The sequence below is a fragment of the Fundidesulfovibrio magnetotacticus genome (assembly GCF_013019105.1).
Lineage (GTDB): Bacteria > Desulfobacterota > Desulfovibrionia > Desulfovibrionales > Desulfovibrionaceae > Fundidesulfovibrio > Fundidesulfovibrio magnetotacticus.
Window position 1 is genome coordinate 71307 of sequence record NZ_BLTE01000011.1, and the last position, 25188, is coordinate 96494.

Sequence of the window (25188 nt, forward strand, 5' to 3'; positions counted from 1 at the left end):
CGTGGCGCGCAACGTGGAGATCAAGGCCCGGATTGAGAGCCTGGCGGCCCTGGAACCCCTGGCGGCTGCCCTCGCGGACCGTGGCCCCGAGCTGATCGGGCAGGACGACACGTTCTTCGTCTGCCCCGCCGGGCGGCTCAAGCTGCGCGACTTCGGGGACGGCCGGGGCGAGCTGATCTTCTACCGCCGCGAGGACAAAGGCGGCCCCAAGGAGTCCTTCTACACGCGCACGCCCACGGACAGCCCCGGCTCGCTGCGCGGGACCCTGGCCCTGGCGTTGGGGGAGGCGGGGCGGGTGCGCAAGCTGCGCACGCTCTATCTGGCGGGCCGCACGCGCATCCACCTGGACCGGGTGGAGGGCCTGGGCGACTTCCTGGAGCTGGAGGTGGTGCTGGAGGAGGGCGAGTCCGCCGAAACCGGCATGGCGGAGGCCCGCGCGCTCATGGAGCGCCTGGGCGTCGCGCCGTCGGCGCTGGTGGCCGGGGCCTACGCGGACCTGTTCCGGGGGCGGGAAGGCGCGGCGTGACAACGCCCCGTCCATCCGCTATCAGCCACCCATGGACGCATTCGACCGCAAGATTCTCGACGTGATCCAGTCGCGCTTTCCCATTTCGGAGCGCCCCTATGCAGACGTGGGGGCCGAGGTGGGCCTCACAGAGGCCGAGGTGCTGGCCCGGGTGCGCGCGCTCAAGCAGAAGGGCGTGATAAGGCGCATGGGGGCCAACTTCCAGTCCGACCGCCTGGGCTGGCAGTCCACGCTCTGCGCGGCCCGCGTGCCCGAAGACCGGGTGGAGGAGTTCGTGGCCGTGGTGAACAAGCTCCCCAACGTCACCCACAACTATCTGCGGCAACACGCCTACAACGTCTGGTTCACCTACGTGGGCCCCTCCATGGAGCACGTGCGCGAGGCCCTGGCGGGCATCAAGCGCGACACGGGCATCGCGGTGCTCAATCTGCCCGCCGAGAGGCTCTTCAAGATCAAGGTGGACTTTGCCATGGAGGGCAAATGATCCTCTCCCCCTCGCTGCTCTCGTCGGACTTCGGTCGCCTGGCGGATGAGCTGGCCGCCCTGGAACAGGCCGGGCTCGACTGGGTCCACTGGGACGTGATGGACGGGCTCTTCGTGCCCAACATCACCTTCGGCCCCCCGGTGATCAAGGCCCTGCGCGGGCGCTCGAAGCTCTTCTTCGACGTGCACCTGATGATCGAACGCCCCGAGCGCTACCTGCACGAGTTCACCGACGCGGGCGCGGACCTGGTCTGCGTGCACGCCGAGGCCACCGCGCACCTGGAGCGCGTGGTGGCCGAGATCGCCCGGCTGGGTGCAAAGCCCGCAGTGGCGCTCAATCCGGCCACGCCCCTGGAGATGGTGGACTACCTCCTGCCCCAGTTGCACATGGTGCTCGTGATGAGCGTGAACCCCGGCTTCGGCGGACAATCCTTCATCCCCTTCAGCATGGACAAGATCCGCGAACTCAAACGGCGCATCCGCGCGCGCGGGCTCTCCACGCTCGTGCAGGTGGACGGCGGCGTGTGCCTGGAAAACTGCCGGGAGCTGGTGGAGGCGGGGGCGGACGTGCTGGTCTCCGGTTCGGCCTTCTTCTCCAGGCCTCCCTACGGCGAGCGCTACGCCGCGTTCCGGGAGGCGGCGGAGGCCCCGCGTTGAAGCCCGTTCGCGAAAGTCCGGGGGCGCGCCGCGTGCGTGACGGCGCTCAGGAGCGCCGCGTGCGGGAGCGCTTCCGTGTGGCTTTCGGGCTCCCCGAGGAGAGCGTGGACCACCTGGTGGCCACCTCGCGCAAGGCCGTGGCCCAGGGGCTGGCCCGGCTGGCGGCTTCCTGCGCCACCGGCGACCGCGCGGCGCTCTCCCACTGGTCGCACAGCCTCAAGGGGAGCCTGCTCAACGCCGGGCTGGACGACGAGGCCCTCCGGGCGCGACGCATCGAAGAGCTGGCGGCCTCGGCCCCCATGGACGTCCTGGCCGGGCGGGTGGCGATCCTCAGCCTGGGGCTGGCGGCCTTTCTGGACGGGTCCTAGGCCAGAAGCAAGACCTGACGCGGGTTTCCCCCTCTAGCCAACCGGGCCGGGGCGTGCTAAGAGGCGCGCGTTTCCAATCCCTATCCATGGACGCCAAGTGAGCTATTCACCCATCTTTGTGGCCGGACACAGGGGCCTGGTGGGCTCGGCCGTGGTCCGCGCCCTCGAGTCCCGAGGCGACGCCCGGATCATCGTGCGTTCCCGCTCCGAGCTGGACCTCACGGACCAGGCGGCCGTGCGCGGTTTCATGGACCAGGCACGCCCCAAGGCCGTGATCCTGGCCGCCGCCAAGGTGGGCGGCATCCACGCCAACAACGCCTTTCCGGCCGAATTCATCTGGAACAACTCCATCATCCAGTGCAACGTCATCGACGCCGCCTGGCGCGCTGGAGTGGAGAAATTCGTGTTCCTGGGCTCCTCCTGCATCTACCCCAAATTCGCGCCCCAGCCCATGCGCGAGGAGCACCTGCTCACCGGCGAACTGGAGCCCACCAACCAGTGGTACGCCGTGGCCAAGATCGCGGGCATCAAGATCTGCCAGGCCTATCGACGCCAGTACGGCTTCAACGCCGTGAGCTTGATGCCCACCAACCTCTACGGCCCCGGCGACAACTTCGACCTGGAGAACTCCCACGTGCTCCCGGCCCTCCTGCGCCGCTTCCACGAGGCCAAGATGGCAAAGGCTCCCTCGGTGGCCGTCTGGGGCACGGGCAACGCCATGCGCGAGTTCCTCCACGTGGACGACCTGGCCCGGGCCGTGCTCCACTGCATGGACCACTACGACGAGGAGCAGTTCATCAACGTGGGCGCCGGCCAGGAGGTGACCATCCGTCAACTGGCCGAGATGGTGGCCCGCGTGGTGGGCTTCACGGGCGAGCTGGTCTTCGACGTCTCGCGGCCAGACGGCACGCCCCGCAAGCTCCTGGACGCGTCGCGCCTCACGGCCCTGGGCTGGAAACCCTCCATCCCTCTGGAAGAGGGCATCGCCGGCACCTACCGCTGGTACCTGGACCACCTGGAATCCATGCGCACCAGGCGCGACTTCGGAGGGGCGTGAAGCTCATGCGTTTTCAATCCATCGTGCTCGTCAGCCACGTCACGGACCTCTCCGGCCCCAGCGAGGCCGTGGAGAACTATCTGGCCTCCCGCTCCGGGAAGCTGGGCGTGATCTACCACCCCTTCCACTACTGCCAGGACCGCCGCTCGTGCCTCAAGGAATACCGCGACGGCGCGCCGCGCCGCGAAGTCCGCCAGGGCGGCTGGGCGCTCCCGGCCCTGGCCACCTACGTGAAGGACGTGCTCTTCACGCTCTGGTACTTCTTCCGCCTGGGCGGGCGCTTCGACGTCTACCTGGGGGCCGACCCCCTGAACACCGTGGTGGGCGTGCTCCTCAAGTGGCTGGGCCGCACGGATTTCGTGATCTTCTACACCATCGACTGGATGCCAGAGCGCTTCTCCAACAAGTGGCTCAACGCAGTCTACCACTGGCTGGACCGCTTCTGCGTGCGCCACTGCGACGCGGCCTGGAACATCTCCCCCCGCATCCAGGAGGTGCGCCGCTCCCAGGGCCTGCCCGACGCGAAGAACATCCTCGTGCCCGTGGGCGTGAACCTGGAGCAGGTGGTGCTGCCCGACAAGACCGGCCGCAAGCCCTCGGAGCTGGTGCTCCTGGGCGCGCTGGCCCCCTCCAAGGGTGTGGACCTGGTGATCGAGGCCTTCCCGCTCATCCGCGAGCGCTGCCCGGGCGTGACGCTCCACGTCATCGGCAAGACGCCCCACGAGGCCGTGGAGGACGGCGTGGTCTACCAGCCCTTCGAGCCCCGGCTCGCCGCCCTGGGCGAGGGCGTGGTCCTGCACGGGGCCAAACCCCACGCCGAGGTGCTGGCCATGCTCCCGGGCTACGACGTGAGCCTGGCCCTCTACCGCCCTTCGGCCAACAACCTCTCCCAATGGGCCGACCCCAGCCGCGTCAAGGACTACCTGGCCTGCGGCCTGCCCGTGGTGATCACCCCCGTGCCCGAGATCCACAAGGACGTGGCCGCACTGGAAGCCGGGCTTGTGGCCCCCTACGAGGCAAAAGCCATGGCCGACGCCGTGGCCTCCATCCTGGAGGACCCGGACCGCTGGCGCGCCATGCGCGAGAACGCCCTGGCCTACATGGCGTCCTACTCCTGGTCCGCCATCCTGGACCGGGTGTTCGACGAGTCCTTCAGGGCGAGGACGTGACGCGCCGGACCCCGAAGCCGCAAGCGATTCCGAAGGGCGCGGCCCTTTGGCAGCCGATGGCTTCCTTCCCGACGCCGCACCGCAAGCCCGAGCCATCGCCGGGGGGAGCGCCGTGCCTGAACGCCTGAAGACGCAGGCGGCCGCGACCGACGCTCCGCAGCCGGGCCGCGCCGTGCCGGAGCGCCTGAAGCCGTGGCTGGCCGCCCTGGCCGTGGCGGCCCTGTGCGCGGTCTCCTTCGCCGGGGTGCTCTCCCGCCCCGGGCTGGTGGGCCACACCTGGGACTGGGGCGTGCCCAGCTTCGCCGAGCAGTACCGCTCCATGGCGGACCACCACTTCTCCACCTGGGACGCCTATTTCGAGACCGGGCGCTACCACTACTTCAAGCTGGAACTGGTCTACTGGCAGCTCATCACGCCTCTGGCGGGGATCGGCGGCGAGTGGATGTCCAAGCTGTTGCCCCTGGCCTTCGTGCTGGGGGCGGGCCTGGCCATGCTGCCCCTGGCGCGCAGGCTGGGCCTGAACTGGTTCAACGCCACGCTCTCGGGCGTGCTTTACGGGCTCTCGCCCTACGCCTTCAGCCGCGTGGTGGCGGGGCACATGCCCATGCTGGCGGGCTACGCCCTCATTCCGCTGTTGCTCCTGGCCTTCTTCCGCCTGGCCGACGCGGCCCGGGCCGGGCGCATCCGCGCCGTGCCCGTGCTCTCCTGCGGGCTCCTGCTGGGGCTCACCTCCCTGCATCCCAGCGTGGGCGTGGGAGCGGCCGTCATGCTGGGGCTCCTGGGCCTGTACTTCCTGGCGCGGGGGCCGGGCCGGGGGCGGCTCGCGGCCTCCACGGGCATGGTCTTCGCCCTGGCCCTTTGCATGAACATCCATTTCATGGCCCCGTTCCTGGCCGACTACCTGGGCAAGGGGGCCATCCGGCACGGCTGGGGGCTCTCGGCCTCGGCCAAGGGCGACGTGACGGTGGACACCGAACTGCCCATGCGCGAATCGTTCCACCAGTCCACCAGTCAGCCCGTGGACGCGGCCCTGCGCCTGGACCTGCGCCCGGGCATGGACACCGAATACGCCTACCATCAGCCCCGGGGCCTGCGCCTGCCCTGGGTGGCGGCCTCGGCCGTCCTGGCGGGGCTGGCCTTGTGCTCCTTCCTGGCCCGGCGCGGACGCGAGGAGGCGGGCGGCCTTCTGCTGGTGGCCGCCGTCGGGGTGCTCCTGGCCGGCGGCTCGCGCACGCCCCTGGGCATCGCCTTCTACCAGGGGCTGCTCAAGGGGGCCGTGCCCATCCTCTTCGCGGCCTTTTCCAACACCACGCGCTGGCTGCCGCTCATCGTCACGGCCTACGCCCTGCTGGCCTTCCAGCTGCCCCAGCGCTGGGAGGAGTCCGGGGCGCGGCGGCCCTGGCTGATCCGCGCGGCCATGGCCGCGCTCGTGCTGGTGTTCGTCTCGCCCTTCTGGGGCCAGCAGCTCCTGGACGACTCGCCCAAGGACAAGGTTCCCCAGCCGCTGCGCCTCAAGCACACACCCGTGCATCCCGAGGACGCCCACGTCTACGCCTTCCTGCGCGACCAGCGCGCGGGCTTCCGCGTGGCCTACCTGCCGCCCGTGGGCATCAGCTGGCCCGGGGATTCGCCCTACGGCTACGAGTGGTCCTCGGCCTACTCGCCCAAGCCCTTCTTCCTGGCCTTCTACAACAACCCCCTGGGGGCCGAGATCATCGCCTCGCTCTACGCCGAGCAGCCCGGCGCGCGCCTGGACCGCCTCTTCGGCCTGGCCTCGGTGAAATACCTCGTCTACCCCAAGTACGACTTCTTCATCTCCTACCAGGACTTCCAGCCCCTCTGGCGGGGCGAGCCCCAGGTGGACGGCTTCAAGAACTACAAGCCCGTGCTGGACCGCGCCCTGGCCCTGCAGGAGGGCCTGCGCAAGCTCGACGGCTTCGAGACCGTGGACGTCTACTACAATCCCCAGGCCGCCCCCGAAGTGCTGGCCTCGGACCGGCTCCTGGCCGTGGCCGACGCCTCGGGCCAGGGGGCCGACCTCACGGCGCAGGTGCTCCCCGACGTGGCCGGGCTCGACTTCTACCGCCCCGGACAGGCCCTGGTGGCCGCCGGGGACGACCCCCGCTTCCTGGACCTGCTGGGCCGCGCCATGGGCGGCGTGAGCCGCCGGGCCTTCGTCTCGGACCGCGCGGGCAAGCGCCAGGCCCTGGTCTTCGCGGGCGAGCCCCTGGCCCCGCCCTCGGCGGAGTTCCGCAGGCTCGGCCCCACGCGCTGTCTGGTGCGCCTGCACGGCGTGAAGGGGGGCTTCCCGCTGCTCTTCCAGGAGACCTTCCACGACGGCTGGTCCCTGAGCCTGCTGCCCGTCTCCGCCCCGGATCCCGAAGCGCGGGGGCTCCTCGGCCGCTACCGGGCGCTGGCGGGCAACGAGCTGGACCAGGCCACGCCCGCCGAGCTGGCGGGCTACCTGGATACGGGGCGCGTGAGCACCCTGGGCGACGGGCTGGAGAAGCGCCGCGAGATCGTGCACTACGGCCAGGGCGGACGGGTGGCCGGGCGCGACTCCCAGGCCTTCCGGGTGGATTTCGTCTCCCGGGAGAGCTTCGGGGCCGTGCAGAACGACAACCTGCCCGACCCTGGGCTCGCGGCCGGATGGCGCGAGGGCGGCTTCGCGCCCCTGCGGTCCGGGGCGGAATTCGATCCCCTCTCGTCCGGCCAGTGGAAGGCCTCCGGGCAGCAGGAGGGGCTGGCCCTCTCCTGGCCCGCGTTGTTCCACTGGAAGGCCGGCGGTTTCGGCAACGTCTGGTGGCTGGACCCGGCCCTGCTGGAGTCCCTGGGGCCGGACAGGGCGCGCTACGCCCGTCCCAATCCCACGGGCGGGGTGGATCTCGAAGTGCTCGTTGAGTTTCGGCCCCAGCGCTACTATCTGCTGGGTCTGTGCGTCTCGGCGCTCACGGCGGGCCTGAGCCTTGCGGCCCTGGCCTTGCTGGGCCTGCGCGCGGCGTTCGCGCGGCGGAGGGGCCATGCATAGCCGCCTGGGCATCATCCCGGAGGAGAATCCGCGCTGGCCATGGACCATGGGCATCGTCCTCTTCGGGCTGCTCACGGCCCTGGCCTGCATGCGCTACCTGGCGCTTCGCTCCACGGTGTTCGACCTGGGCGTCTTCGTGTGCAACCTCACGGCCATGAGCCAGGGGGGCGAGTGGTGGCGGGCCCTGAACGGCCACATCCAGCCCGTGCTCTGGGGCTATTCGTGGCTCATCCGGCCCCTGCCGGATTGGCTCCAGCCCCTTGGGCTCATGGTGGCCCAGGCCTTCATGCTCTCCCTGCCGCTGCCCGCCATCGCCAGCCGCTACGGCGTCTTTCCGGCCCTGGCCTACTTCGGGTTCTTCGCCGTGTGGCACAACGGTCTCTTCGATTTCCACCCCGACCACCTGGCAGTGCCCATCGGCTTCTGGTTCTTCTTCATGGTGCGCGCCGGACGGCCCTGGGCGGCGGCCCTGGCGGCCCTGTGCCTGTGCCTGATCAAGGAGACCTTCGCCATCCAGGCCGCGGCCTGCGGGCTCTACCTGGTGGGCTGCCGCCGGGGCGGCGCGGCCGGGGCCTTCGTTTTCGTGGCCGGTCTGGCGTGGTTCTGGGTGTCCACGGCCAAGCTGATCCCCTTCTACACCATGGACGCGGGCGTGGGGGCCTCGGCCGGGGCCTTCGCCTGGATCGGCGGAGCCTCGGTGCTGGGCAAGATCTGGTGGGTGCTCACCCATCCCTTTTCCGTGCTGGGCCAGGTGTTCGGCGACCCCGGAAAGCTCAAGTACCTGCTGGCGCTCTTCGGCTCCCTGGCCTTCGTGCCGCTGCTCTCGCCCGGGCCGCTGGTGGTCGCGGCTCCGGTGCTGGCGTTGTCGCTGCTCTCCGAACGGCCGGACTACTATTCCTTCGCCAACCACTACACAGCCGGGCTGGTGGCGCCCTTCCTGGCGGCCTTCGCCCAGGGCCTGCCCGTGGCCGTGGAGATGATCCACTCCCGCCGGGCGCGCCTGGACCGCTGGGCCGGAATCCTGCTTCTGGTGCTCCTGGCCGGGCACATGGCCCTTGCGCCGTCGCCGCTTTCGGTGCGCTTCTGGCGCGCGGGGGGCTTCTCGGGCTACTGGCCCGACGCCCGCGACACGCGCATCATCCGCACCCTGGAGCAGACCATCCCCGACGACCCCGCGGTGACCGTGATCACCCAGAACAGCCTCAACTGGGGCAAGGTGGTCTCGCGTTACTTCTCCAACAGCTTCCCCATGGCCGTCTTCGAGCCCCACCGCGCCCAGAACCCGGGCGCGGCCACACTGCGCGATTTCCGCCACTTCGTGCTCACCGGCGAGAAGCCGGACTTCCCCGTGACGCAAAGCCTGGCCCAGTACGTGGTCCTGGACCTCAAGCGCCCCTGGTACGTGGTGGACAAGGGCTGCGACTGGGACGGCGCAGCCTGCCGCGATCAGGAAGTGGCCGCCCGCTTCCGCGACGACCTGGAGCGCGCGCGCCAGGATTTCGACACCCTCGTGGACGACGACGGCTTCCTGATCCTCAAGCGGAGGACCCCATGAGCCCCCTGGACAGGCCGCCTGCCTCACGGGTCCGGGGTCTCTTGCCTGCCCGGGGCCGTGTTCCGGCCTGTTTCCCGGGTCGGGCGCTGGCCTGCGTGCTGGCCTGGGCGCTCCTGCTGGCGTGCGCGCCCGCGCGTGCGGCCGAGTCCGCCGGGGCCGCGCTCGCGCTGCCCGCCACGCTCTGGCCCGGAGACGCCACCCCGGTCGCCGGGGAACTCTTCGCCCGCGCCGCGCTGCGCAAGGTGAAGTACGCCCGCGTGCTGGCCCAGAAGACCCTGCCGGTACCCCCGGACGCCACGGCGGCTGCCGCGCCCGGCCAGGGCCGACCCGCGCCGCCCGCCTCGGGCGCGTCCCGGGCCTCCGCGCCGGAAGCCTCGCGGGCCGGGGAGGCCCCCCGCCTGGCCCGGCTGGCCGGTCCCGGAGACGGGCTCGCCCTCGCGGACTACAACGAGGCCCGCCTGGACTACCTCTTCGACTCCGCCCGCCCCGCCTGCCTGGGCTTCGCCGCCGTGCTGGAGGGCAGGGACGGCCGCGCCGTGTTCGTCTCCGACCCCCTGGAGACCGTGGACCGCCTGGACCCCGAATGGGTGGACTCCCCCGCCCGCGAAGGCGCGGACGTGGCTCAGGCCCCCTGGGCGTCCAAGGGCCTGCGCTACCAGCTCTCCCGCTGGCTGGACCGCGCTCCCGACGACACCTGGCGCTACTCCCAGGACGGCCCTTCCACCTTTCTGCAGCGCCGCTTCGCACGCGACCTCACCGGCGTGGGGGCCGTGGACGTGGTGCTCTCTCGCGGCCAGCAGGTGCAGGTGAACCTCGTGGTCTCCCTGGACCCCGAGGGCAAGGGCCGCACCGTGCTGGACTGGTACGCCCTGCCCAAGCGCACCTTCGAGCTGGGCGACGGCCGCTCGGTGCTGCGTCTTTACGTGGGCCGCCACCTGCGCGCCATGGCCCCGGGGACGAAAAGCGTGCGCCTCAAGGAGCTCGCGCTCATGTTCTTCCGGGAGGACCAGGAGCGCGTGGTGGCCGCGCGCAACGTGGAGAAGATTCTCTTCGTGCCCTCGGGGCTGCCCCCGGAGCTCACGCGCGACGGCCTGCCCAGGGACCTGCCCGCGCGCGCCCGCGAAGTGTTCGCCGGCCGGGGCGAGCTGGCCGCCAACCTCTCCGTGCTGGGCGAGGCCCCCTGGAAGGACATGGCCCCGGCCTCCCTGAACGTGGTCTGGTCGCCCCAGGCCCCCGAGTCGTCCTTCGAGCTGGAGCTGGAGGGCGCGCGCCTGGCCCGGGTGGCCCCCCGGCGCGACGTGCCGGCCCTGCTGGCCGCCACGGTGGAGCGCTGCGCCAGCTTCGGGGCCGACTGCGACATGGACCGCCCAGACGGCTTCGTGGACCAGGACCCCCTCTGGTCCGTGGATTTCGCCTCCCTGGGCGAGCCCGGGGGCCGGGCTCGCCCGGGGGTGCACCCGGCGTTCGCGTCGGAGCTGCTCAAGGCCGGGCCGCGCGCTCGCTTCGCCTCCGAGCCCGACGGCCTGGGCGTCACCTGCCGGGAAGGGCTCTCCCTGGAGACCGGGGCGGCCTTCACCCCCGCGCCCGGCGACGTGGTGAGCCTCTGGCTGGAGCTGGGCGTGCGTCGCCAGGGCCTGGGGGCCGTGCGCCTGGAGGCCTGGGGCGCGGGCGAGGAGGTGGCCGTGGCCGTGAAGCCGGGCCTGCCCGCCGTGCTGCCCAGGCTCCCGGCCCGGGTGGAGGGCGTGCGCGTGCGCTTCGAGGCCCTGGGCAAAGGCGAGATGACCGTGACCCTGGGGCGCGCGGTGCTCCAGCGCTCCCGTGCCGACGCCCCCCGGCGCGGTCTCTACGAGGCCCGCTACCTCTTTCCCGAAACCCGCGAGGCGCGCGCCACGCGCCAAGGCCCCCGCGCCCTTGCCTTCGCGCCTTCGCAGCTGCCCCCGGGCGCGCGCTGGCTCGCGGCCGATCTTTCCACCGAGGCCTGGACCGTGGACGACCCCGCCCCCGTGCTCGTGCTGCGCGGCGCGGGCCGGGAATTGCGCACGCCGCTGCCCGCCTCCGGGGCGCGCATGGCCATGCTGCTCCCCCAGTTGCCGGAAGGCGCGAGCCTGAGCCTGGAGCTGGAAGGCGGCCGCCCGGGCGCGGCGCTGGAGTGCTCCCGGGCCGTGGCCTCCGGCGAGCGGCTGGCCACGTGGCCCCAGGTGCTGGGCGCGGAGTCTTTGCTCCAGGCCGGTGGCGCGGCGCGCTCCCTGCGGGGCCTGGACGCCCGGGGCGCGGCGGCCATGGCCGCCAGCGCCCGCTGGATGCCCCTGGGCGCGCTGGAGCTGCCCCCGGGACAGGGTGCGGTGTCCTTCCCCAGGAATCCCTGGCTGGAGGTGGAAGCCCTGCTCCTGGACCGTCTGGACGCCCCGGCGCTGGACTCCCTGGCGCGCGCGCCGGGAGAGGGCGGGGCGGCTGCCCCGCGCGGATCGGGACGCCTCGTGGCGGGTCTGACCGTGCTGGGCGTGCTTGGTCTCTGCTGGCTGGGGCTTCGCGGGGGGCGCGGGGCGCGCCTTGCCGGGGCGCTCGCCGGGTGGCTGGACGCCGTGCCCGAGGCGGGCGCGCGGCGCGCGCCGGGCTGGCTCTGGCCTTCCGTGATGGCCTGCTCCCTTGCGGCCGGGCTCTTCCTGGGAGCTGCCGAGGCGCGGCATGCGGCCATGGCGGGTTCGCTGGCGGCGGTCCCCGCGTGGCGCGGTTTGCGGGCAAGGATGGGCCGGAAGTGGCCCAAGGTTGCCAAGAGGGCGTCGCTCCATTACTGTTGCGGGTTCGCGGCCGCCGTGTGCCTGGCGGCCCTGCTGCGCCTCGTCGGCCTGGCCCCTCTCTCGGAGTTCGCCGGGCTGTGCGGCATGTGGCTTGTCCTCGCGGCCTGGGCCACCCGGTCCAGGCCGGACCTCCTCACCATTCCCGGGAGCGACGCGTGAAGCGTTTCCTCAAGCAGAATTTTATCATCCTCGTGCTCATGAACTCGGGGAACATCTTCAACTATCTCTTTCAGCTGACGGCCGGGCGCTCCATGACGCCCGACGAATACGGCAGCTTCAACGCCCTCAACTCCTCCACCGTGATCCTCTCCGCGCCCCTGGGCGTGGTGCCCCTGATCATGGCCCGTTTCACGGCGGGCTTCGCCCTGGAGGGCATGGGCCGCGTACGCGGGCTCTTCGGCAAGGCCGTCAAGGTGTCGCTCGTGGCGGCGTGTCTGGCCCTGGCGGCGGGCTTCGCTTTCGGCCACCTGCTGCGCGACTTCCTGCACCTCACGGACATGCTGCCCGTGTACATCCTCACGTGCATGGTGGCCCTCTCCCTGGTGGCCCCGGTGCCCTGGGGCATGCTCCAGGGGCTCCAGCGCTTCACCGGGTACGGGCTCTCCGGCGCGAGCAACGCCTGCATGCGTTTCGTGGTCAGTCTCGTCTTTCTGGTCTGGCTGGGTCAGGGCGTCTCCGGGGCCATGTTCTGCGGCCTGGTGGGCATGTTCTTCCAGGCGGGCCTGGCGTTTCTCTTTCTCAAGGACCTCTATCCCGTCGCCCCCGAGCCCCTGCCGGACGGCTTCCACCGCGAGGTGGGGCGCTACGCCCTGGCCATGGTGGTCTCCTCGGTGGTGACCATGTGCCTGAACAACCTGGACCTCGTGCTGGTGCGCCACTTCTGCCCCGGCGAGGAGGCCGGGCTCTACGCCACGGCGGCCATCCTGGGGCGCATCGCCTTTTACGGCCCCTCGGTGCTTCTGAGCGTGCTCTTCACCGAGGCGGTCACCTCCAAGGCCAGCGGCGAGTCAGGCCGCAAGAGCCTCTGGATGTCGCTGGGGCTCACGGTGCTCCTGGGCGGCGGGTTCGCCCTGGTGTGCGGCGTGGCCTCGGAGACGGTGGTGGGGGTGCTCTTCGGAGCGCAGTACACCCAGGCCGGGCCGCTCCTGGCCGTGATCAGCGCGGCCATGGCCCTGCTGGCGGCCGCCAACGTGCTTTTCGTCTACTCCCAGGCCAGGGGCGACTTCGAGTTCATGTGGGTGCAGGGGACGGGGGTGGCGCTGTTCGCCCTGCTGGCGTGGCTCAACCACGCCACGGCCATGGACGTGGCCCGCATGCTCCTGTATTCCGTGAGCTTTATCCTGGTGGCCACAACGGCGTGGTTTTTGCTAACCTCGCGCAGGAAGGACCATCCCCAAGGAGGGCACGCATGAAAAGCGCCGCCGCAGGATTCTACCACTCGCTCTGTCAGCTGACCCGCGACATCACCTACCGCGCGGGCGACGCGGTCTGCGGACTGCCCGACGGCGTGGCCGCCGCCGCCGAAATCCTCCACGGCCAGACGGCCACGGGCCGCAAGCTCATGTTCGTGGGCAACGGGGCCTCGGCCGCCATCTCCTCCCACATGGCCACGGACTTCTGGAAGACCGGCGGCATGCGCGCCGTGGCCTTCAACGACAGCTCCGGGCTCACCTGCATCGGCAACGACTACGGCTACGCCCACCTCTTCGAGAAGCCCGTGGAAATGTTCGCGGATCCGGGCGACGTGCTGGTGGCCATCAGCTCCTCGGGGCGCTCGGAGAACATCCTGCGCGCCGTGTCCGCAGCGCGCTCGCGCCAGTGCCTGGTGCTCACCCTTTCGGGTTTCGACCCGGAAAACCCGCTGGCCTCACTGGGAGACGGCAACTTCCACGTGCCCGTGAACTCCTACGGCCTGGTGGAGGTGCTGCACCATTCCATCTGCCACTGCCTGCTCGATTCCATCGTGGCCACGCGCAGAGGGTAGCTGCCCGCTCGTGTCGCGATTTTGAAAAACATGATGATGTTTTTCAAAATGAAAACGTTGGTTTCAACTGCCTGTATTGGCAATCCGCGGGGACGGACTTTGAGGACGTAACGCTAGGGGAAGAGCGTGCGGCAGTAGCGCTGGCACCAGTCCGCTCCGGACCGATACGCTCCGGCGCACCCGGCCGAGGCCTTGGCGGCGTCGTGGCGCTTGCGCACGGACTCGCACCCGGCCATGCAGGCGTCGATGTCCGGCAGGGGGTGTCCCACGGCCTCCAGGTATTCCCCGCACAGGGCCACGGGGTCGCAGTTGGCCTTGCGGCCGCCGCCCTGGTGGCAATAGCCCAGAAATTCCGAGTCGGTCATGGGGGCGCGCGCCGAGCACGCGCCCAGCGCGAGCAGTGCGAGCAGCGCGAGCAGGGCCAGAGCCAAATGCCGGGCGAGAGCCTTGGCGGATGATGCTTGGGTGCGTTTCATGTCTCGCGTGGTCCTCCTCTTCGGTCGCGTTGCGGTGACACAATTCCCGGGCATAGTCCACCGCATCCCCGGGAAACTTTGACGCGGCCCCGCCTTCGCGCTATCACGCTGAAAGAATCGGCCGTGTCGCGCCCCGGCGTCCCGCGGGGGCAGGGCGGCCGGGAGGAGGTGCGTCCGTGACCTGGAACGCCCCCGTGATCTGGACCCTGGCGGGCCTGGCGCTCATCGTGCTGGAGGCCTTCCTGCCCGGGCTGGTGGTGCTCTTCTTCGGCCTGGGCGCGCTGGCGGCGGCCCTGGCGGCGTGGCTCTTCGATCCCTCCCTTTCCGTGCAGTTCCTGGTGTTCACCGGGGCCTCCCTGGCCTCCCTGGCGCTTTTGCGCCGCCGCTTCGCCCAGGCCTTCCAGGGCCGCGTGGGCGCGGGCGACGCGCGCGTGGAGGCCATCGACTCCCTGGTGGGCGAGGACGGCGTGGTCAGCGAGGCCGTCCCGGCCGGGGGCCTTGGCCGCGTGAAGGTGCGAGGCAGCTTCTACGCCGCGCGAAGCGCGCAGGCCCTGGCGGCGGGCGCGCCGGTGCGCGTGACGGACGACCCCCGGGGGGACCGCTCGATCCTCACCGTGGAAGGCAAGGTTTGACCATGGAGGAAAGCATGCTCGTGGTGACCATTTCCCTGGCCGTGTTCGTGGTGGTGCTGCTCGCACTGAGCGTGACCATCGTCCCCCAGCAGAGCGCCTACATCGTGGAGCGCCTGGGCAAGTACAACCGCAGCCTGGAGGCGGGCTTCCACGTGCTCCTGCCCGTGCTGGACCGCGTTTCCTACAAATTCTCCCTCAAAGAGGAGGTGGTGGACACCCCCTCCCAGCCCTGCATCACCAAGGACAATGTGACCGTCCACGTGGACGGGCTGTGCTACATCAAGGTGAACGATCCGCGCCTGGCGGCCTATGGCATCTCCAACTACCGCGTGGCCGCCACCCAGCTGGCCCAGACCTCCCTGCGTTCGGCCATCGGCAAGATCACCCTGGACAAGACCTTCGAGGAGCGCGAGGTGATCAACTCCGAGGTGGTCAAGGCCGTGGACGAGGCCGCCATGGGCTGGGGCGTGAAGGTGATGCGTTTCGAGATCAAGGACATCGCCCCCCCCGAGTCGGTGAAGAAGGCCATGGAGGCCCAGATGACCGCCGAGCGCGAGAAGCGCGCCCAGATCGCCCTGGCCGAGGGGCAGAAACAGGCGGCCATCAACATCTCGGAGGGCCAGATGCAGCAGGCCATCAACCTCTCCGAGGGCGACAAGCAGCGCCAGATCAACGAGGCCGAGGGGCGCAGCCGCCAGATCGAGCTGGTGGGCGCGGCCACGGCCCAGGCCCTGCGCCAGGTGGCCGAGGCCCTCAACGGCGAGGGCGGGCTCACGGCGGCCAACCTGCGCGTCACCGAGCAGTACGTGGAGGCCTTCGGCAAACTGGCCAGGGAGTCCACGGCGCTCATCGTGCCCCAGAACGTGGCCGACGTGGCCGGGCTGGTGGCCACGGCCATGCAGACCGTGAAAAAGACCGGGTAGCCCCGCGCGCGGCCCGGGCATGAACGACGCCCGGCGCATCGGCCATTGGGCCGACGCGCCGGGCGTTTTTCGCGTGCTTCGCGGCCGGGTCAGCGCCTCGGCAGGGCTGTCCTCGGGCTGGCCGATCCGGGCAGGCTCCCGACGGCTCCGCCGCCCCCCGCCAGCTGCCCGGAGAGGCCGAGCAGATCCTGCGAGAGACCTGCCAGATCCCGGGTGGCCTGGGCGGTCTGGGCCGAGCCGTCCTGGGCCTGGGCCGAAAGCTGGGCGATGTCCTCGATGCTGCGGTTGATCTCTTCGGCGGCGGCGGACTGCTCCTCGGCGGCGGTGGCGATCTGGGTCACTTCCGAGACCATGTCGCGGATGCGTCCTCTGATCTCCTCCAGGGCCGTGCCCGCCTGCTGCGTGGAGACGGTGGATGCGCCCACCTGCTCCTCGGTCTCGCGCATGGAGGCCACGGCGTTGCGCGAGCCGTTCTGAATCTCCAGGATGGAGCTTTCCACCTCGCGGGTGGCCACCATGGTCTTTTCGGCCAGCTTGCGCACCTCGTCGGCCACCACCGCGAAGCCCCGGCCCGCCTCGCCCGCGCGCGCGGCCTCGATGGCGGCGTTGAGGGCCAGGAGGTTGGTCTGGTCCGCGATGTCGTTGATCACGCCGATGATGCGACCGATCTCGGCCGCGCGGCCGTCCAGGGCCTGGAGCACCTGCCCCAGCCTGGCCGTGGACCCGGCCACCTGGTGGATGCCTTCCACGGCCTCGCGCACGCGCGCCGTCCCGGCCTCGGCGGCATGGTCGGCCTGTTCCGCGCCCGTGGAGGCCTTGGCCGCGTTCTTGGCCACCTCCAGCACGGTGGCGGTCATCTCTTCCATGGCCGTGGCCACGGTCTCGGACTCCTGCTTCTGCTTCACGGCGCCGCGCGCCTGCTCGTCGGCCGTGGCCGAGAGCTCCTCGGCGGCGGCGGCCATGCGCTGGGCCAGCTGGTCCACCTCGGAGGCCACGGCGAGCATGCGCTCCCCCGCCTCCTCCACCTGGCGCTTGCGGGCGTTGGCCTCGGTGAGGTCCACAAGCGACATCACCACGCCCAGAGCCTCGCCCTGTTTCTGGCGGATGCAGTCGATGTAGACGTGCACTTCGTGCTGTCGGCCGTTCCAGAGTGTTATGGCGCGCTCATCAGAGACCTTGGAGCAGCTGCGCAGCACCTGCTCGGTGAGCGAGCCGGTGTCCTTTCCGTAGACGGCCTGGCCCACGCTTTTGCCGAGCACGTCGGCGGCGGGCCTGCCCAGGAAATCCAGGAGCGACTGGCTGGCGTGGGTGATCCGGCCGTCGGCGCCCGCCATCAGGAAGGGCGCGCCCACGGCGTCCACCGCGCCCCGGTAGTAGATGCGCCGCTCCATGTTGTGGCGTACCACGCGGGAGGCCAGTTCCCCCAGAGGCCCGAGGGCCTTCCAGGAGTCCACCTCGTCCAGGAGGAAGTCGCGCGGGTTGGCGTGGAGTTTTTCAAGGCCCGCGCGCAGGCGCTCAAGAGGGGCTTGGACGGCGGCGGCGATGCGCCAGGCGGCCAGTAGCCCGGCCGCGCAGAGGGCCAGGGCCGCATAGAGGTTGCCAATGAAGTGCACGGCCAGAACGCAAGCGCTGAGGCCCAGGCCCAGCGTCCAGATGCCAAGGGTCGGATTCATGCGGCGATACCCTCTGGTTCCAGGTTGGATCAGGCCCCCCAGATGCACGTCCCTCGCTTCGGGAAGTAGCCCGGCAGGATGCCTCGCGTCCAGCGGCAATTCAATGAAGTTGCGTCTTTGGGCGTTTGCCCGGGGCAATGTCCGGCCGACGGTCGCGGAGAGGCTCCCGGCGGAAGGCCGGGAGAGGCTGCTGATAAGGTCGGCTTTGCGGCTTTTTCAGCAGCCCTGCGCGAAGCGCAGTCTGGAGCAGGGCGGCTTTGCCGCACGTAAGCGGCTCCCCCAAACCCAGCTCCGGGGTTTGTCATCAGGCTGGATGCCGCGCCCGGCTCAGGGGCGGGCCGCTTCCACCCTGTTGGCGACGGAGGGATGCAGGGGCACGCAGTGGTTCTGGAAGCTCATGGCGTCCAGAGTGCAGCTCAGGAGGGTGTTGTTGTCGAACACGACGCCCCTGGCGTCTTCGGGGGCGGAGTTCTCGTGCGGCTGGTCCTTCCAGAGGGGGGAGGTCTGGTAGCCGATGGCGGCGTTCCTGAAAATGTTGCCGGTGACGATGTTGCCGTCTCCCAGCGATACGATGCAGGGCGTCTCTGGCGGGCACTCCAGGAGATTCCCGTTGACGATGGTTTCGGTGGTCCGGCTGTCGATGCCGATGCGCAGCGCGCCGCCCTTTTCGACCCGAACGATGTTGTTGGTGATGATGTGGTGGGAGAAGCCGCCCCAGGAGCGGATGCCCACGCTGGCGGAGCCCTTCCCGGTGATGGTGACGGTGTTCTGGGTGATGAGGATGTCGTCGGCCGCGTCGGTGCCCAGCACGGAATCGACGTTGCCGGATGTGCGCGTCACGGAGTTGCCTCGGATGATGCCGGGGCCTCCCAGCAGTTCGATGTCGTCGGCCTGGTTGTCCGAGAGCACGTTGGCGACGGCCTGCACGTTGGAGCCCCAAAGCATGATGCCAAGCCCCGCGGCGTTGCGCACCGTGCATTCGCGCACCACGATGTCGGAGCAGTGCTCCCCGTCGGCCTCATGAATCCACGAGGCGCGGATGCCGCAGGACTCGAAGGCCCGGTTGCGCACGGTCTGGCCCTGGAAGTTGGCGTCGATAGAGAGCCGTTCGACGGTCACGCCCTTCACGCCCGTAATGCGCACGACGTTGCAGTCCTGGGCGTCGGCAAGGAACAGGCTCGTGGAAGGGCCGTAGCCCTGGAGAAACACGTTGTTCTTGTTGATGAGGATTGCGCCGCTCACGGGCTTGTTCTTGTGGATGAGCGCCGCCTTGCGCAGGGTGTAGTTGCCCGGCAGGAGCGTGACCTGCCCGCCGGTGGCGGGCAGGTTCGCGATGGCGGCGTTGATGGTGTCCTGGGCGTTGTCGGCGGTGCAGACCGCATCGGCCAGTTTCTTGTCGCCCTCGGGAGTGTCGTGGGCCGCCAGGATGATGTGGGATTTGCCTGGAGGCGGGGTGGACGACGGGCCGCAACCCGGCGCGAGGAGGAACAGCCCGCACAGGACACAGAACATTACATGTTTGAAATGCATGGCGGCGGGATGGCATGGGCGCGCGAATCTGTCAAGCGCGTGGCGGCTGGCGCGGCCTCACGCCTCTTTCCCGCCCTCCGGCCCGAACACCACGGCGCTGTCCGATTCCAGGAAGTCCTGGGCGGTCGTGCCCCGGAAGAGCTGGATCAGTTTGGCCACCAGGCCGGTCCAGCCGGTCTGGTGGCTGGCCCCCAGGCCCGCGCCCGTGTCGCCGTGGAAGTACTCGTGGAAGAGCAGGCAGTCCTGCCAGTGGGGGTCTTCCCGGAAGAGGCGCGCCCCGCCCTGGTAGGGCCTCGCGCCCGAGCCGTCGCGCGTGAAGAGGCCGATGAGCCGCTCCCCGATCTCCCGAGCGGCCTCGAAGAGCGTGACGAAGCGGCCCGACCCCGTGGGGCACTCGATGCGGAAGGCGTCGCCGTAGTAGCGGTAGTATTGCAGCAGCGCGCGGATAATCAGCTGGTTCACGGGCATCCACACCGGGCCGCGCCAGTTGGAATTGCCGCCGAACATCCAGGAATCCGAGTCGCCCGGCACGTAGCCCACGCCGTGGGTCTGGCCCTGCACCTCGATGGCGTAGGGGTGTTCCAGGTGGTGGCGCGAGAGCGAGCGGATCCCGTGGGGGCTCAGGAACTCGTTCTCGTCGAAGAGCCGGGCCAGGATGCGGCGCAGGCGGACCTCGTCCAGCAGGGAGAGCAGGCCGCGCCCCTTTTCGCCCCGATGGGCCTGGCCGAAGGGGTGCATGCTCCGGGCCAGCTCGGGCATGCGCTCCATGCGCGGGCGCATCATGGCCTCCATGCGCGCCAGGCTGTCGCGGCCGTCGTCCTCGACCACCGTGGCCGCGCACAGGGGCAGAAGCCCCACCATGGAGCGCGCCCGCAGACGGCGTGAGCTGCCGTCGGGCAGGCGCAGGAGGTCGTAGTAGAAGCCGTCCTCCTCGTCCCACATGCCCTCGGGGCCGGGGCGGTTCATGCCCGAGGCGATCCAGAGGAAGTGCTCCAGAAACTTCTGGAGCAGGTCCTCGTGGTGGGCGTCGTGGCGGGAGAGCTCCAGGCTGATCTCGACCATGTTCTGGCAGTAGAGGGCCATCCAGGCCGTGGCGTCCGCCTGCTCCAGGAAGCCTCCCTCGGGAAGGCCCTTGCTGCGGTCGAAGACGCCGATGTTGTCCAGGCCCAGGAAGCCGCCATCGAAGACGTTGCGGCCGAAGCGGTCCTTGCGGTTCACCCACCAGGTGAAGTTGAGCGGCAGCTTGGCATAGGCCCGGCGCAGGAAGTCCAGGTCGCCCCGGCCCGTGCGCGACTGCTCCGCGCGGTAGGTGAAGAGCGCGGCCCAGGCGTGCACGGGGGGGTTCACGTCGGAGAAGTTCCATTCGTAGGCCGGGATCTGGCCGTTGGGGTGCAGGTAGTCCGCGCGCAGCATGAGCAGCAGCTGTTCCTTGGCGAAATCCGGATCGGCCAGGACCAGGGCCAGGGCGTGGAAGGCCAGGTCCCAGGCGGCGTACCAGGGATACTCCCACTTGTCGGGCATGGAGATCACGTGGTCGTTGTCCATGTGGAACCATTCCCGGTTGCGGCAGGGGCGCGTGGCGTCCTCCAGGGGGTGCGCGCCGTGGTCGCGCAGCCAGCGATCCAGGTCGAAGCGGTAGTGCTGCTTGGACCAGAACATCCCGGCCAGGGCCTGGCGCAGGACCATGGCCTCGTCGGCGCTGGCCGACCGGGGGGTCAGGCCGGCGTAGAAGGCGTCGGCTTCGGCCTGGCGCTGGGCCATGACGCGCGTGAAGTCCTGCCCCAGCGGGTCGGGGCCGGTGTCCGTGTCGTCCTCGCTCAGGCGCAGGCGCACCTCCGCCTCCCCGCTCGCCTCCACGCGCAGCTCGTAGTGGACGCAGGCCTTGGTGCCCCGGCCTTCGGGGTTCACGGCCGCCGCTTCGCCGTGGACGAGCAGGCGGTGGAAGGCGTCCTTCACGTAGGGGCTCGCGTTGGGCGCGCCCCAGAGCCGCTCCGTGTTGGATTCGTTCTCCGTGAAGAGGAAACGGCCCCCGGGCTGGCAGTGCAGGAGGAAGTCGGGCAGGGGCAGGGCGAGCGCGGGGTCGTTCAGGCGGGCGAGCAGGGCGGGGTGACGCGTTCCGGGCGCGGCGGCGATCCCGGGCCTGGGGTTGCCCGCGTCCCAGGACCAGGTGTTGCGGAACCACAGCGTGGGCAGAAGGTGCAGCACCGCCGCCTCCGGCCCCCGGTTGCGCACGGTGACGCGCACGAGCACGTCGCCGGGCGAGGCCTTGGCGTAGTCCACGAACACGTCGAAGTACCTGGATTCGTCGAACACGCCCGTGTCGGTCAGTTCGTATTCCGGCTCGCGGCGCGAGCGGGAGGCGTTCGTGCGCACCAGGTCCTCGTAGGGGTAGGCAGCCTGGGGATACTTGTAGAGCATGCGCATCCAGGAGTGGGTGGGCGTGGAATCCAGGTAGTGATAGCACTCCTTCACGTCCTCGCCGTGGTTGCCCTCCTCGTTGGCCAGGCCGAAGAGGCGTTCCTTGAGGATGGGATCGCGTCCGTTCCAGAGGCACAGGGCGAAGCAAAGGCGCTGGCGGTTGTCGCTGAAGCCCGCGATGCCGTCCTCGCCCTGGCGGTAGGCGCGGGAGCGGGCGTGGTCGTGGGGGAAGTGTTTCCAGGCGTCGCCGTCGGCGGAGTAGTCCTCGCGCACGACGCCCCACTGGCGCTCGGAGAGGTAGGGCCCCAGGCGTTTCCAGTCGGCCCGGCCCTCGCGGTGCTCCCGGAGCCGTTGTTCCTCGGCGTTCATGGCGCGGCCTCCTTGCGGGTTCTGCTCCGTGATGGGGCCTTTCGCGGCCGAGTTCAAGGGGGGGCGGCAAATTAACCCCCGGCGCGCCTTCCAAAAGTGCAGCCTCCTGGGGTACGAGAGGGGCATGCGATTGCGTGCCGGTCACATCCTGGGGCTCGCGGCCCTGCTGGCGCTCCTGCTGGCGTGGGATGCGGCCCGCGCCGAGGGGCTCAGGCGCGCGGCGCTCATCCCCCAGTGGGAGCCCCAGGCCCAATTCGCGGGCTACTACGCGGCCCGCGCCAAGGGCTTCTACGCCGCCCGGGGCGTGGACCTGGAGATACTGCGCGGCGGCCCCGCCAGCCCCCCCTCGGCCCTGCTGACCCATGGCCGCGCCCAGTTCGGCACGCTGTTTCTCTCCACGGCCCTGCGCGAGCGCTCCGAGGGCCTGAAGCTGGTGAACCTGGCCCAGTTCCTGCGTGGAACCACCATGCTCCTGGTGGCCCGACGCGCCAGCGGCGTCGAGAAGCCCGAGGACCTGCAGGGCAGACGCGTGAGTCTCTGGGAGAAGGAATACAACATCCAGCCCCGGGCCTTTTTCCGCAAATACCGCGTGGGCGTGAAGCCCCTGCCCCAGGGCTTCACCGTGGACCTCTTCCTGCGCGGCGGAGCGGACGCCATGACCGCCATGAACTACAACGAATACCACGTGCTCCTGAACGCCGGGCTCGACCCCTGGGAGCTGACCGTCTTCCCCATGCGCGACCACGGCCTGGACTACCCCGAAGACGGCCTCTACGCCCTGGAGGACACCTGCCGGGCCGACCCGGACCTCTGCCGCGCCGTGGCCGAGGCCAGCATCGAGGGCTGGCGCTGGGTGTTCGCCCACCCCGAGGAGGCCCTGGACCTGGTGATGGTGGAAGTGCGCGCCGCGAACCTGCCCACCAACCGCATGCACCAGAAGTGGATGCTGGAGCGCCTGCGCGAGGCCATGACGCCCCCGGGCGGCCCCGGCCCCGGGCCGCTCTCCCGGGAGGAGTTCGAGACCATGGCCCGCGCCCTGAAGGATGAGGGGCTTCTGGCGAACCCCGTGCGCTACGAGGACTTCCGTGTCCCGGCCCCCTAGCGTGACGCCCTCGCGGGGCCTGGCCTTCCGGCTCTCCCTGGTGATCCTGGCCTGCACCACGGCCATCTTCGGGGCGGCCTTCGCCTGGTACCACACCGCGTCCAAGGAGGCCCTGGTGCGCCAGGCCCGGGAGGACGCGGGCAACCTGACCCTGGCGAGCACCCGCAAGATCGAATCCGTCCTGGCCTCGGTGGAGGAGATCCCGGGCCTGCTGGCCTACGGCTACGGCAAGGCCAGGCCCACCCGGCAGGCAATCCGGCAGGACCTCACGGGCTTCATCGTCTACAACCCGGCGGTCTACGGGGCCTGCGTGGCCTATGCGCCCGGGGCCTACGAGCCGGGGCTGCGCCGGTTCGCGCCCTACGCCTACAAGGTGGAGGGCGTGCCCGTGGTCAAGGAGCTGGAGGGGGACGGCTACCCCCTGGCCGACTGGTTCCTCATTCCCAAGGAACTGGGCCGCCCCCTGTGGAGCGAGCCCTACTTCGACGAGGGCGGCGGTGGCATCGTCATGAGCACCTACGGCGTGCCCTTCCACTCCGTGGAGGACGGCCGCCGGGCCTTCAAGGGCGTGGTCACGGCGGACGTGTCCCTGGAGTGGCTGCGCGAGCTGCTCTCGGGCATCACGGTGTACCGCTCGGGCTACGCCTTCCTGCTCTCGCGCAACGGGGTGTTCCTCACGCACCCGGACGCCTCCTACGTGATGCGCGAGTCGGTGTTCAGCCTGGCGGAGCAGGCGGGCAGCCAGGAGCTGCGCCGCATCGGCCAGGAGATGATCCGGGGCGGAACGGGCTTCGTGCGCCTGCCGGAGTTCGTGCTGGGCCGCCCGGCCTGGCTCTCCTACGCGCCCGTGATGAAGACCGGGTGGTCCATGGGCCTGGTGATCCCCGAGGGCGAGCTCTTCGCCGACCTGGAGCGCCTGGGTCGGCAGGTGCTGGGCATCGGCCTGGGCGGGTTCGCGCTGCTCTTCGCGGTGGTCGTGGTGGTGTCCACGTCCATCACGCGGCCCCTGAAGACCCTGGCCGGGCGCACCGCCGAGATCGCCCGGGGCAACCTGGACATCCCCGTGCCCCAGCCCGCCACGGGGGACGAGGTGGGCCAGCTGGCGCGCTCCTTCGAGGAGATGCGCCTGGCCCTGCGCGAGTACATCGCCAACCTCACCGAGACCACCAAGGCCAAGGAGCGCATGGAGTCCGAGCTGAAGATCGCCCGGACCATCCAGATGAGTTTCCTGCCCAAGCGCTTCCCGCCCTTCCCGGAGATCGAGGCCTTCGAGCTGCACGCCGCGCTGGAGCCCGCCCTGGAGGTGGGCGGCGACCTCTTCGACTTCTTCATGCTGGAGGACGGCAGGCTCCTCTTCCTGGTGGGCGACGTGTCCGGCAAGGGCGTGCCCGCCGCGCTCTTCATGGCCGTGACCAAGACGCTCATCAAAGGCATCGCCGAGGTGGAGCACTCCCCGGCCGCCATCCTGGACCGCGTGAACCGCGAGCTTCTGGTGGACAACGAGTCCATGCTCTTCGTGACCATGTTCCTGGGCATCCTGGACCACCAGACGGGCGAGCTGGTCTATTCCAACGCCGGGCACAACCCCCCGGCGCTGATGGGCGGGGGCGCGGCCTCCTGGCTGCCCCTGCCCAAGGGCCTCTTCCTGGGCGTGATGGACGTGGCCGTCTACAAGGACATGAGCGTGCGCCTGGCGCCAGGCCAGTGCCTGCTGGTGACCACCGACGGCGTGAACGAGGCCGTGGACGAGGCGCGGGCCTTCTACACCTCCGAGCGGCTCCTGGAGACGGCGGCCGCCCTCTCCGGGCGCGGGGCGCGCGAGGTCTGCGAAGGCGTGACGTCCTCGGTGCGGGCCTTCCAGGGCCGGGCGGCGCAGGCCGACGACATCACCGTGCTGGCCCTGGTCTACAGGGGGGCGGCGCGAGGAGAGCGTTGATGTGGAACAGGTGATTTTCGTGGAGGGCGGCTGGGAGCTTCTGGAGCGCACGGCCGCCCTGTGGGAGCGGCTCAACGCCCACCACGCGCGGGTGAACCCGGATTTCGAAGCGCTCTTCGCCGGGCGGGACTTCGCCTGGCGTCTGGCCAAGTGGCGCGCCGCCTCGGGTGGCGGCCTGCGTGCCTGGCTTGCCCTGGCCGGGGACGATCCCGTGGGATTCGCCGTGGCGGCCGTCGACGCGGCGGGGGCGGGCGAGCTGGCCACGCTCTTCGTGGAGGAGGCCTGGCGCGGCCGCGGCCTCGGGCGCGAGTTGGCGGAGCGGTGCCTCGCCTGGCTGGAGGGCCGCAGCGTTGGCAATGTCTCCCTGGAGGTGGTGGGGGGCAACGCGGGGGCCGTGGCCTTCTACGAGACGCTGGGCTTCAGGGTGCGCAAGCTGCGCATGGAGCGCGTGGCCCAGGCGGGATCGCCGCCACACGGCGTGGATGACAACTAGCTGAAATCAGA

Annotated in this window: 20 protein-coding genes; 16 read left to right on the forward strand and 4 right to left on the reverse strand. The window is 70.4% G+C overall.

The annotated features are described in order from the left end of the window. The first annotated feature begins 1 nt into the window (after position 1). The 11 genes from NNJEOMEG_RS12510 to NNJEOMEG_RS12560 all read left to right on the forward strand — a co-directional run bounded on the left by NNJEOMEG_RS12510 (position 2) and on the right by NNJEOMEG_RS12560 (position 13625). Positions 2 to 526 (forward strand): class IV adenylate cyclase, encoded by a 525-nt coding sequence (locus NNJEOMEG_RS12510; protein WP_173084931.1) that lies wholly within the window; start codon positions 2 to 4, stop codon positions 524 to 526. A gap of 31 nt (positions 527 to 557) precedes the next feature. Beyond that, positions 558 to 1010 (forward strand): siroheme decarboxylase subunit alpha, encoded by a 453-nt coding sequence (ahbA, locus tag NNJEOMEG_RS12515; protein WP_173084933.1) that lies wholly within the window; start codon positions 558 to 560, stop codon positions 1008 to 1010. Then, complete coding sequence (gene rpe, locus NNJEOMEG_RS12520; protein ID WP_173084935.1) at positions 1007 to 1666, forward strand: ribulose-phosphate 3-epimerase; 660 nt, start codon at positions 1007 to 1009, stop codon at positions 1664 to 1666. Before ahbA ends, rpe begins: the two co-directional genes overlap by 4 nt. A 32-nt stretch (positions 1667 to 1698) precedes the next feature. Next, complete coding sequence (locus NNJEOMEG_RS12525; protein WP_173084937.1) at positions 1699 to 2034, forward strand: Hpt domain-containing protein; 336 nt, start codon at positions 1699 to 1701, stop codon at positions 2032 to 2034. 97 nt (positions 2035 to 2131) lie between these two features. After that, entirely contained in the window at positions 2132 to 3091 is a 960-nt protein-coding gene (gene fcl / locus NNJEOMEG_RS12530) for a GDP-L-fucose synthase (protein ID WP_173084939.1), read from the forward strand. Between the two features lie 5 nt (positions 3092 to 3096). Continuing rightward, on the forward strand, positions 3097 to 4260 hold the full coding sequence (locus NNJEOMEG_RS12535; RefSeq protein ID WP_173084941.1) for a glycosyltransferase: 1164 nt from the start codon (positions 3097 to 3099) through the stop codon (positions 4258 to 4260). A gap of 112 nt (positions 4261 to 4372) precedes the next feature. After that, positions 4373 to 7288, forward strand: a complete 2916-nt coding sequence (locus NNJEOMEG_RS12540) for a putative glycosyltransferase family protein (protein ID WP_173084943.1) — start codon at positions 4373 to 4375, stop codon at positions 7286 to 7288. Beyond that, positions 7281 to 8843 carry a DUF2079 domain-containing protein gene (locus NNJEOMEG_RS12545; RefSeq protein ID WP_173084945.1) on the forward strand — a complete coding sequence of 521 codons (1563 nt, stop codon included), beginning with the start codon at positions 7281 to 7283 and terminating at the stop codon, positions 8841 to 8843. The genes NNJEOMEG_RS12540 and NNJEOMEG_RS12545 overlap by 8 nt, the downstream gene beginning before the upstream one ends. Beyond that, positions 8840 to 11800 carry a serine/threonine-protein kinase gene (locus NNJEOMEG_RS12550; protein ID WP_173084947.1) on the forward strand — a complete coding sequence of 987 codons (2961 nt, stop codon included), beginning with the start codon at positions 8840 to 8842 and terminating at the stop codon, positions 11798 to 11800. Before NNJEOMEG_RS12545 ends, NNJEOMEG_RS12550 begins: the two co-directional genes overlap by 4 nt. Then, positions 11797 to 13053 (forward strand): oligosaccharide flippase family protein, encoded by a 1257-nt coding sequence (locus NNJEOMEG_RS12555; protein WP_173084949.1) that lies wholly within the window; start codon positions 11797 to 11799, stop codon positions 13051 to 13053. The genes NNJEOMEG_RS12550 and NNJEOMEG_RS12555 overlap by 4 nt, the downstream gene beginning before the upstream one ends. Further along, positions 13050 to 13625: a D-sedoheptulose-7-phosphate isomerase gene (locus tag NNJEOMEG_RS12560; protein ID WP_173084950.1), complete on the forward strand. Its 576-nt coding sequence runs from the start codon at positions 13050 to 13052 to the stop codon at positions 13623 to 13625. The genes NNJEOMEG_RS12555 and NNJEOMEG_RS12560 overlap by 4 nt, the downstream gene beginning before the upstream one ends. 113 nt (positions 13626 to 13738) lie before the next feature. Here the strand turns inward: NNJEOMEG_RS12560 and NNJEOMEG_RS12565 are convergent, their stop codons facing one another. Next, entirely contained in the window at positions 13739 to 14101 is a 363-nt protein-coding gene (locus tag NNJEOMEG_RS12565; protein ID WP_173084952.1) for a hypothetical protein, read from the reverse strand. Positions 14102 to 14277: 176 nt separating this feature from the next. Between NNJEOMEG_RS12565 and NNJEOMEG_RS12570 the strand changes: the two genes are divergently transcribed. Further along, entirely contained in the window at positions 14278 to 14733 is a 456-nt protein-coding gene (locus tag NNJEOMEG_RS12570; RefSeq protein WP_173084954.1) for an NfeD family protein, read from the forward strand. Positions 14734 to 14747: 14 nt separating this feature from the next. Continuing rightward, positions 14748 to 15656: an SPFH domain-containing protein gene (locus NNJEOMEG_RS12575; RefSeq protein ID WP_235956947.1), complete on the forward strand. Its 909-nt coding sequence runs from the start codon at positions 14748 to 14750 to the stop codon at positions 15654 to 15656. Between the two features lie 89 nt (positions 15657 to 15745). Here the strand turns inward: NNJEOMEG_RS12575 and NNJEOMEG_RS12580 are convergent, their stop codons facing one another. The 3 genes from NNJEOMEG_RS12580 to NNJEOMEG_RS12590 form a co-directional block, all read right to left on the reverse strand. Next, complete coding sequence (locus tag NNJEOMEG_RS12580) at positions 15746 to 17329, reverse strand: methyl-accepting chemotaxis protein (RefSeq protein WP_173084958.1); 1584 nt, start codon at positions 17327 to 17329, stop codon at positions 15746 to 15748. Positions 17330 to 17656: 327 nt separating this feature from the next. Continuing rightward, positions 17657 to 18841: a right-handed parallel beta-helix repeat-containing protein gene (locus tag NNJEOMEG_RS12585; RefSeq protein ID WP_173084960.1), complete on the reverse strand. Its 1185-nt coding sequence runs from the start codon at positions 18839 to 18841 to the stop codon at positions 17657 to 17659. Positions 18842 to 18916: 75 nt separating this feature from the next. Further along, the gene (locus NNJEOMEG_RS12590; protein ID WP_173084962.1) at positions 18917 to 21646 is read right to left on the reverse strand and encodes an MGH1-like glycoside hydrolase domain-containing protein; all 2730 of its coding nucleotides are present in this window, start codon (positions 21644 to 21646) and stop codon (positions 18917 to 18919) included. 124 nt (positions 21647 to 21770) lie between these two features. Between NNJEOMEG_RS12590 and NNJEOMEG_RS12595 the strand changes: the two genes are divergently transcribed. The 3 genes from NNJEOMEG_RS12595 to NNJEOMEG_RS12605 are packed head-to-tail and all read left to right on the forward strand — an operon-like array spanning position 21771 to position 25177. Next, on the forward strand, positions 21771 to 22748 hold the full coding sequence (locus NNJEOMEG_RS12595; RefSeq protein ID WP_173084964.1) for an ABC transporter substrate-binding protein: 978 nt from the start codon (positions 21771 to 21773) through the stop codon (positions 22746 to 22748). Then, positions 22732 to 24684, forward strand: coding sequence for a SpoIIE family protein phosphatase (locus tag NNJEOMEG_RS12600; protein WP_235956948.1), 1953 nt, complete (start codon positions 22732 to 22734; stop codon positions 24682 to 24684). Before NNJEOMEG_RS12595 ends, NNJEOMEG_RS12600 begins: the two co-directional genes overlap by 17 nt. Position 24685: 1 nt before the next feature. Then, on the forward strand, positions 24686 to 25177 hold the full coding sequence (locus NNJEOMEG_RS12605; RefSeq protein WP_173084968.1) for a GNAT family N-acetyltransferase: 492 nt from the start codon (positions 24686 to 24688) through the stop codon (positions 25175 to 25177). Positions 25178 to 25188 lie beyond the last annotated feature (11 nt).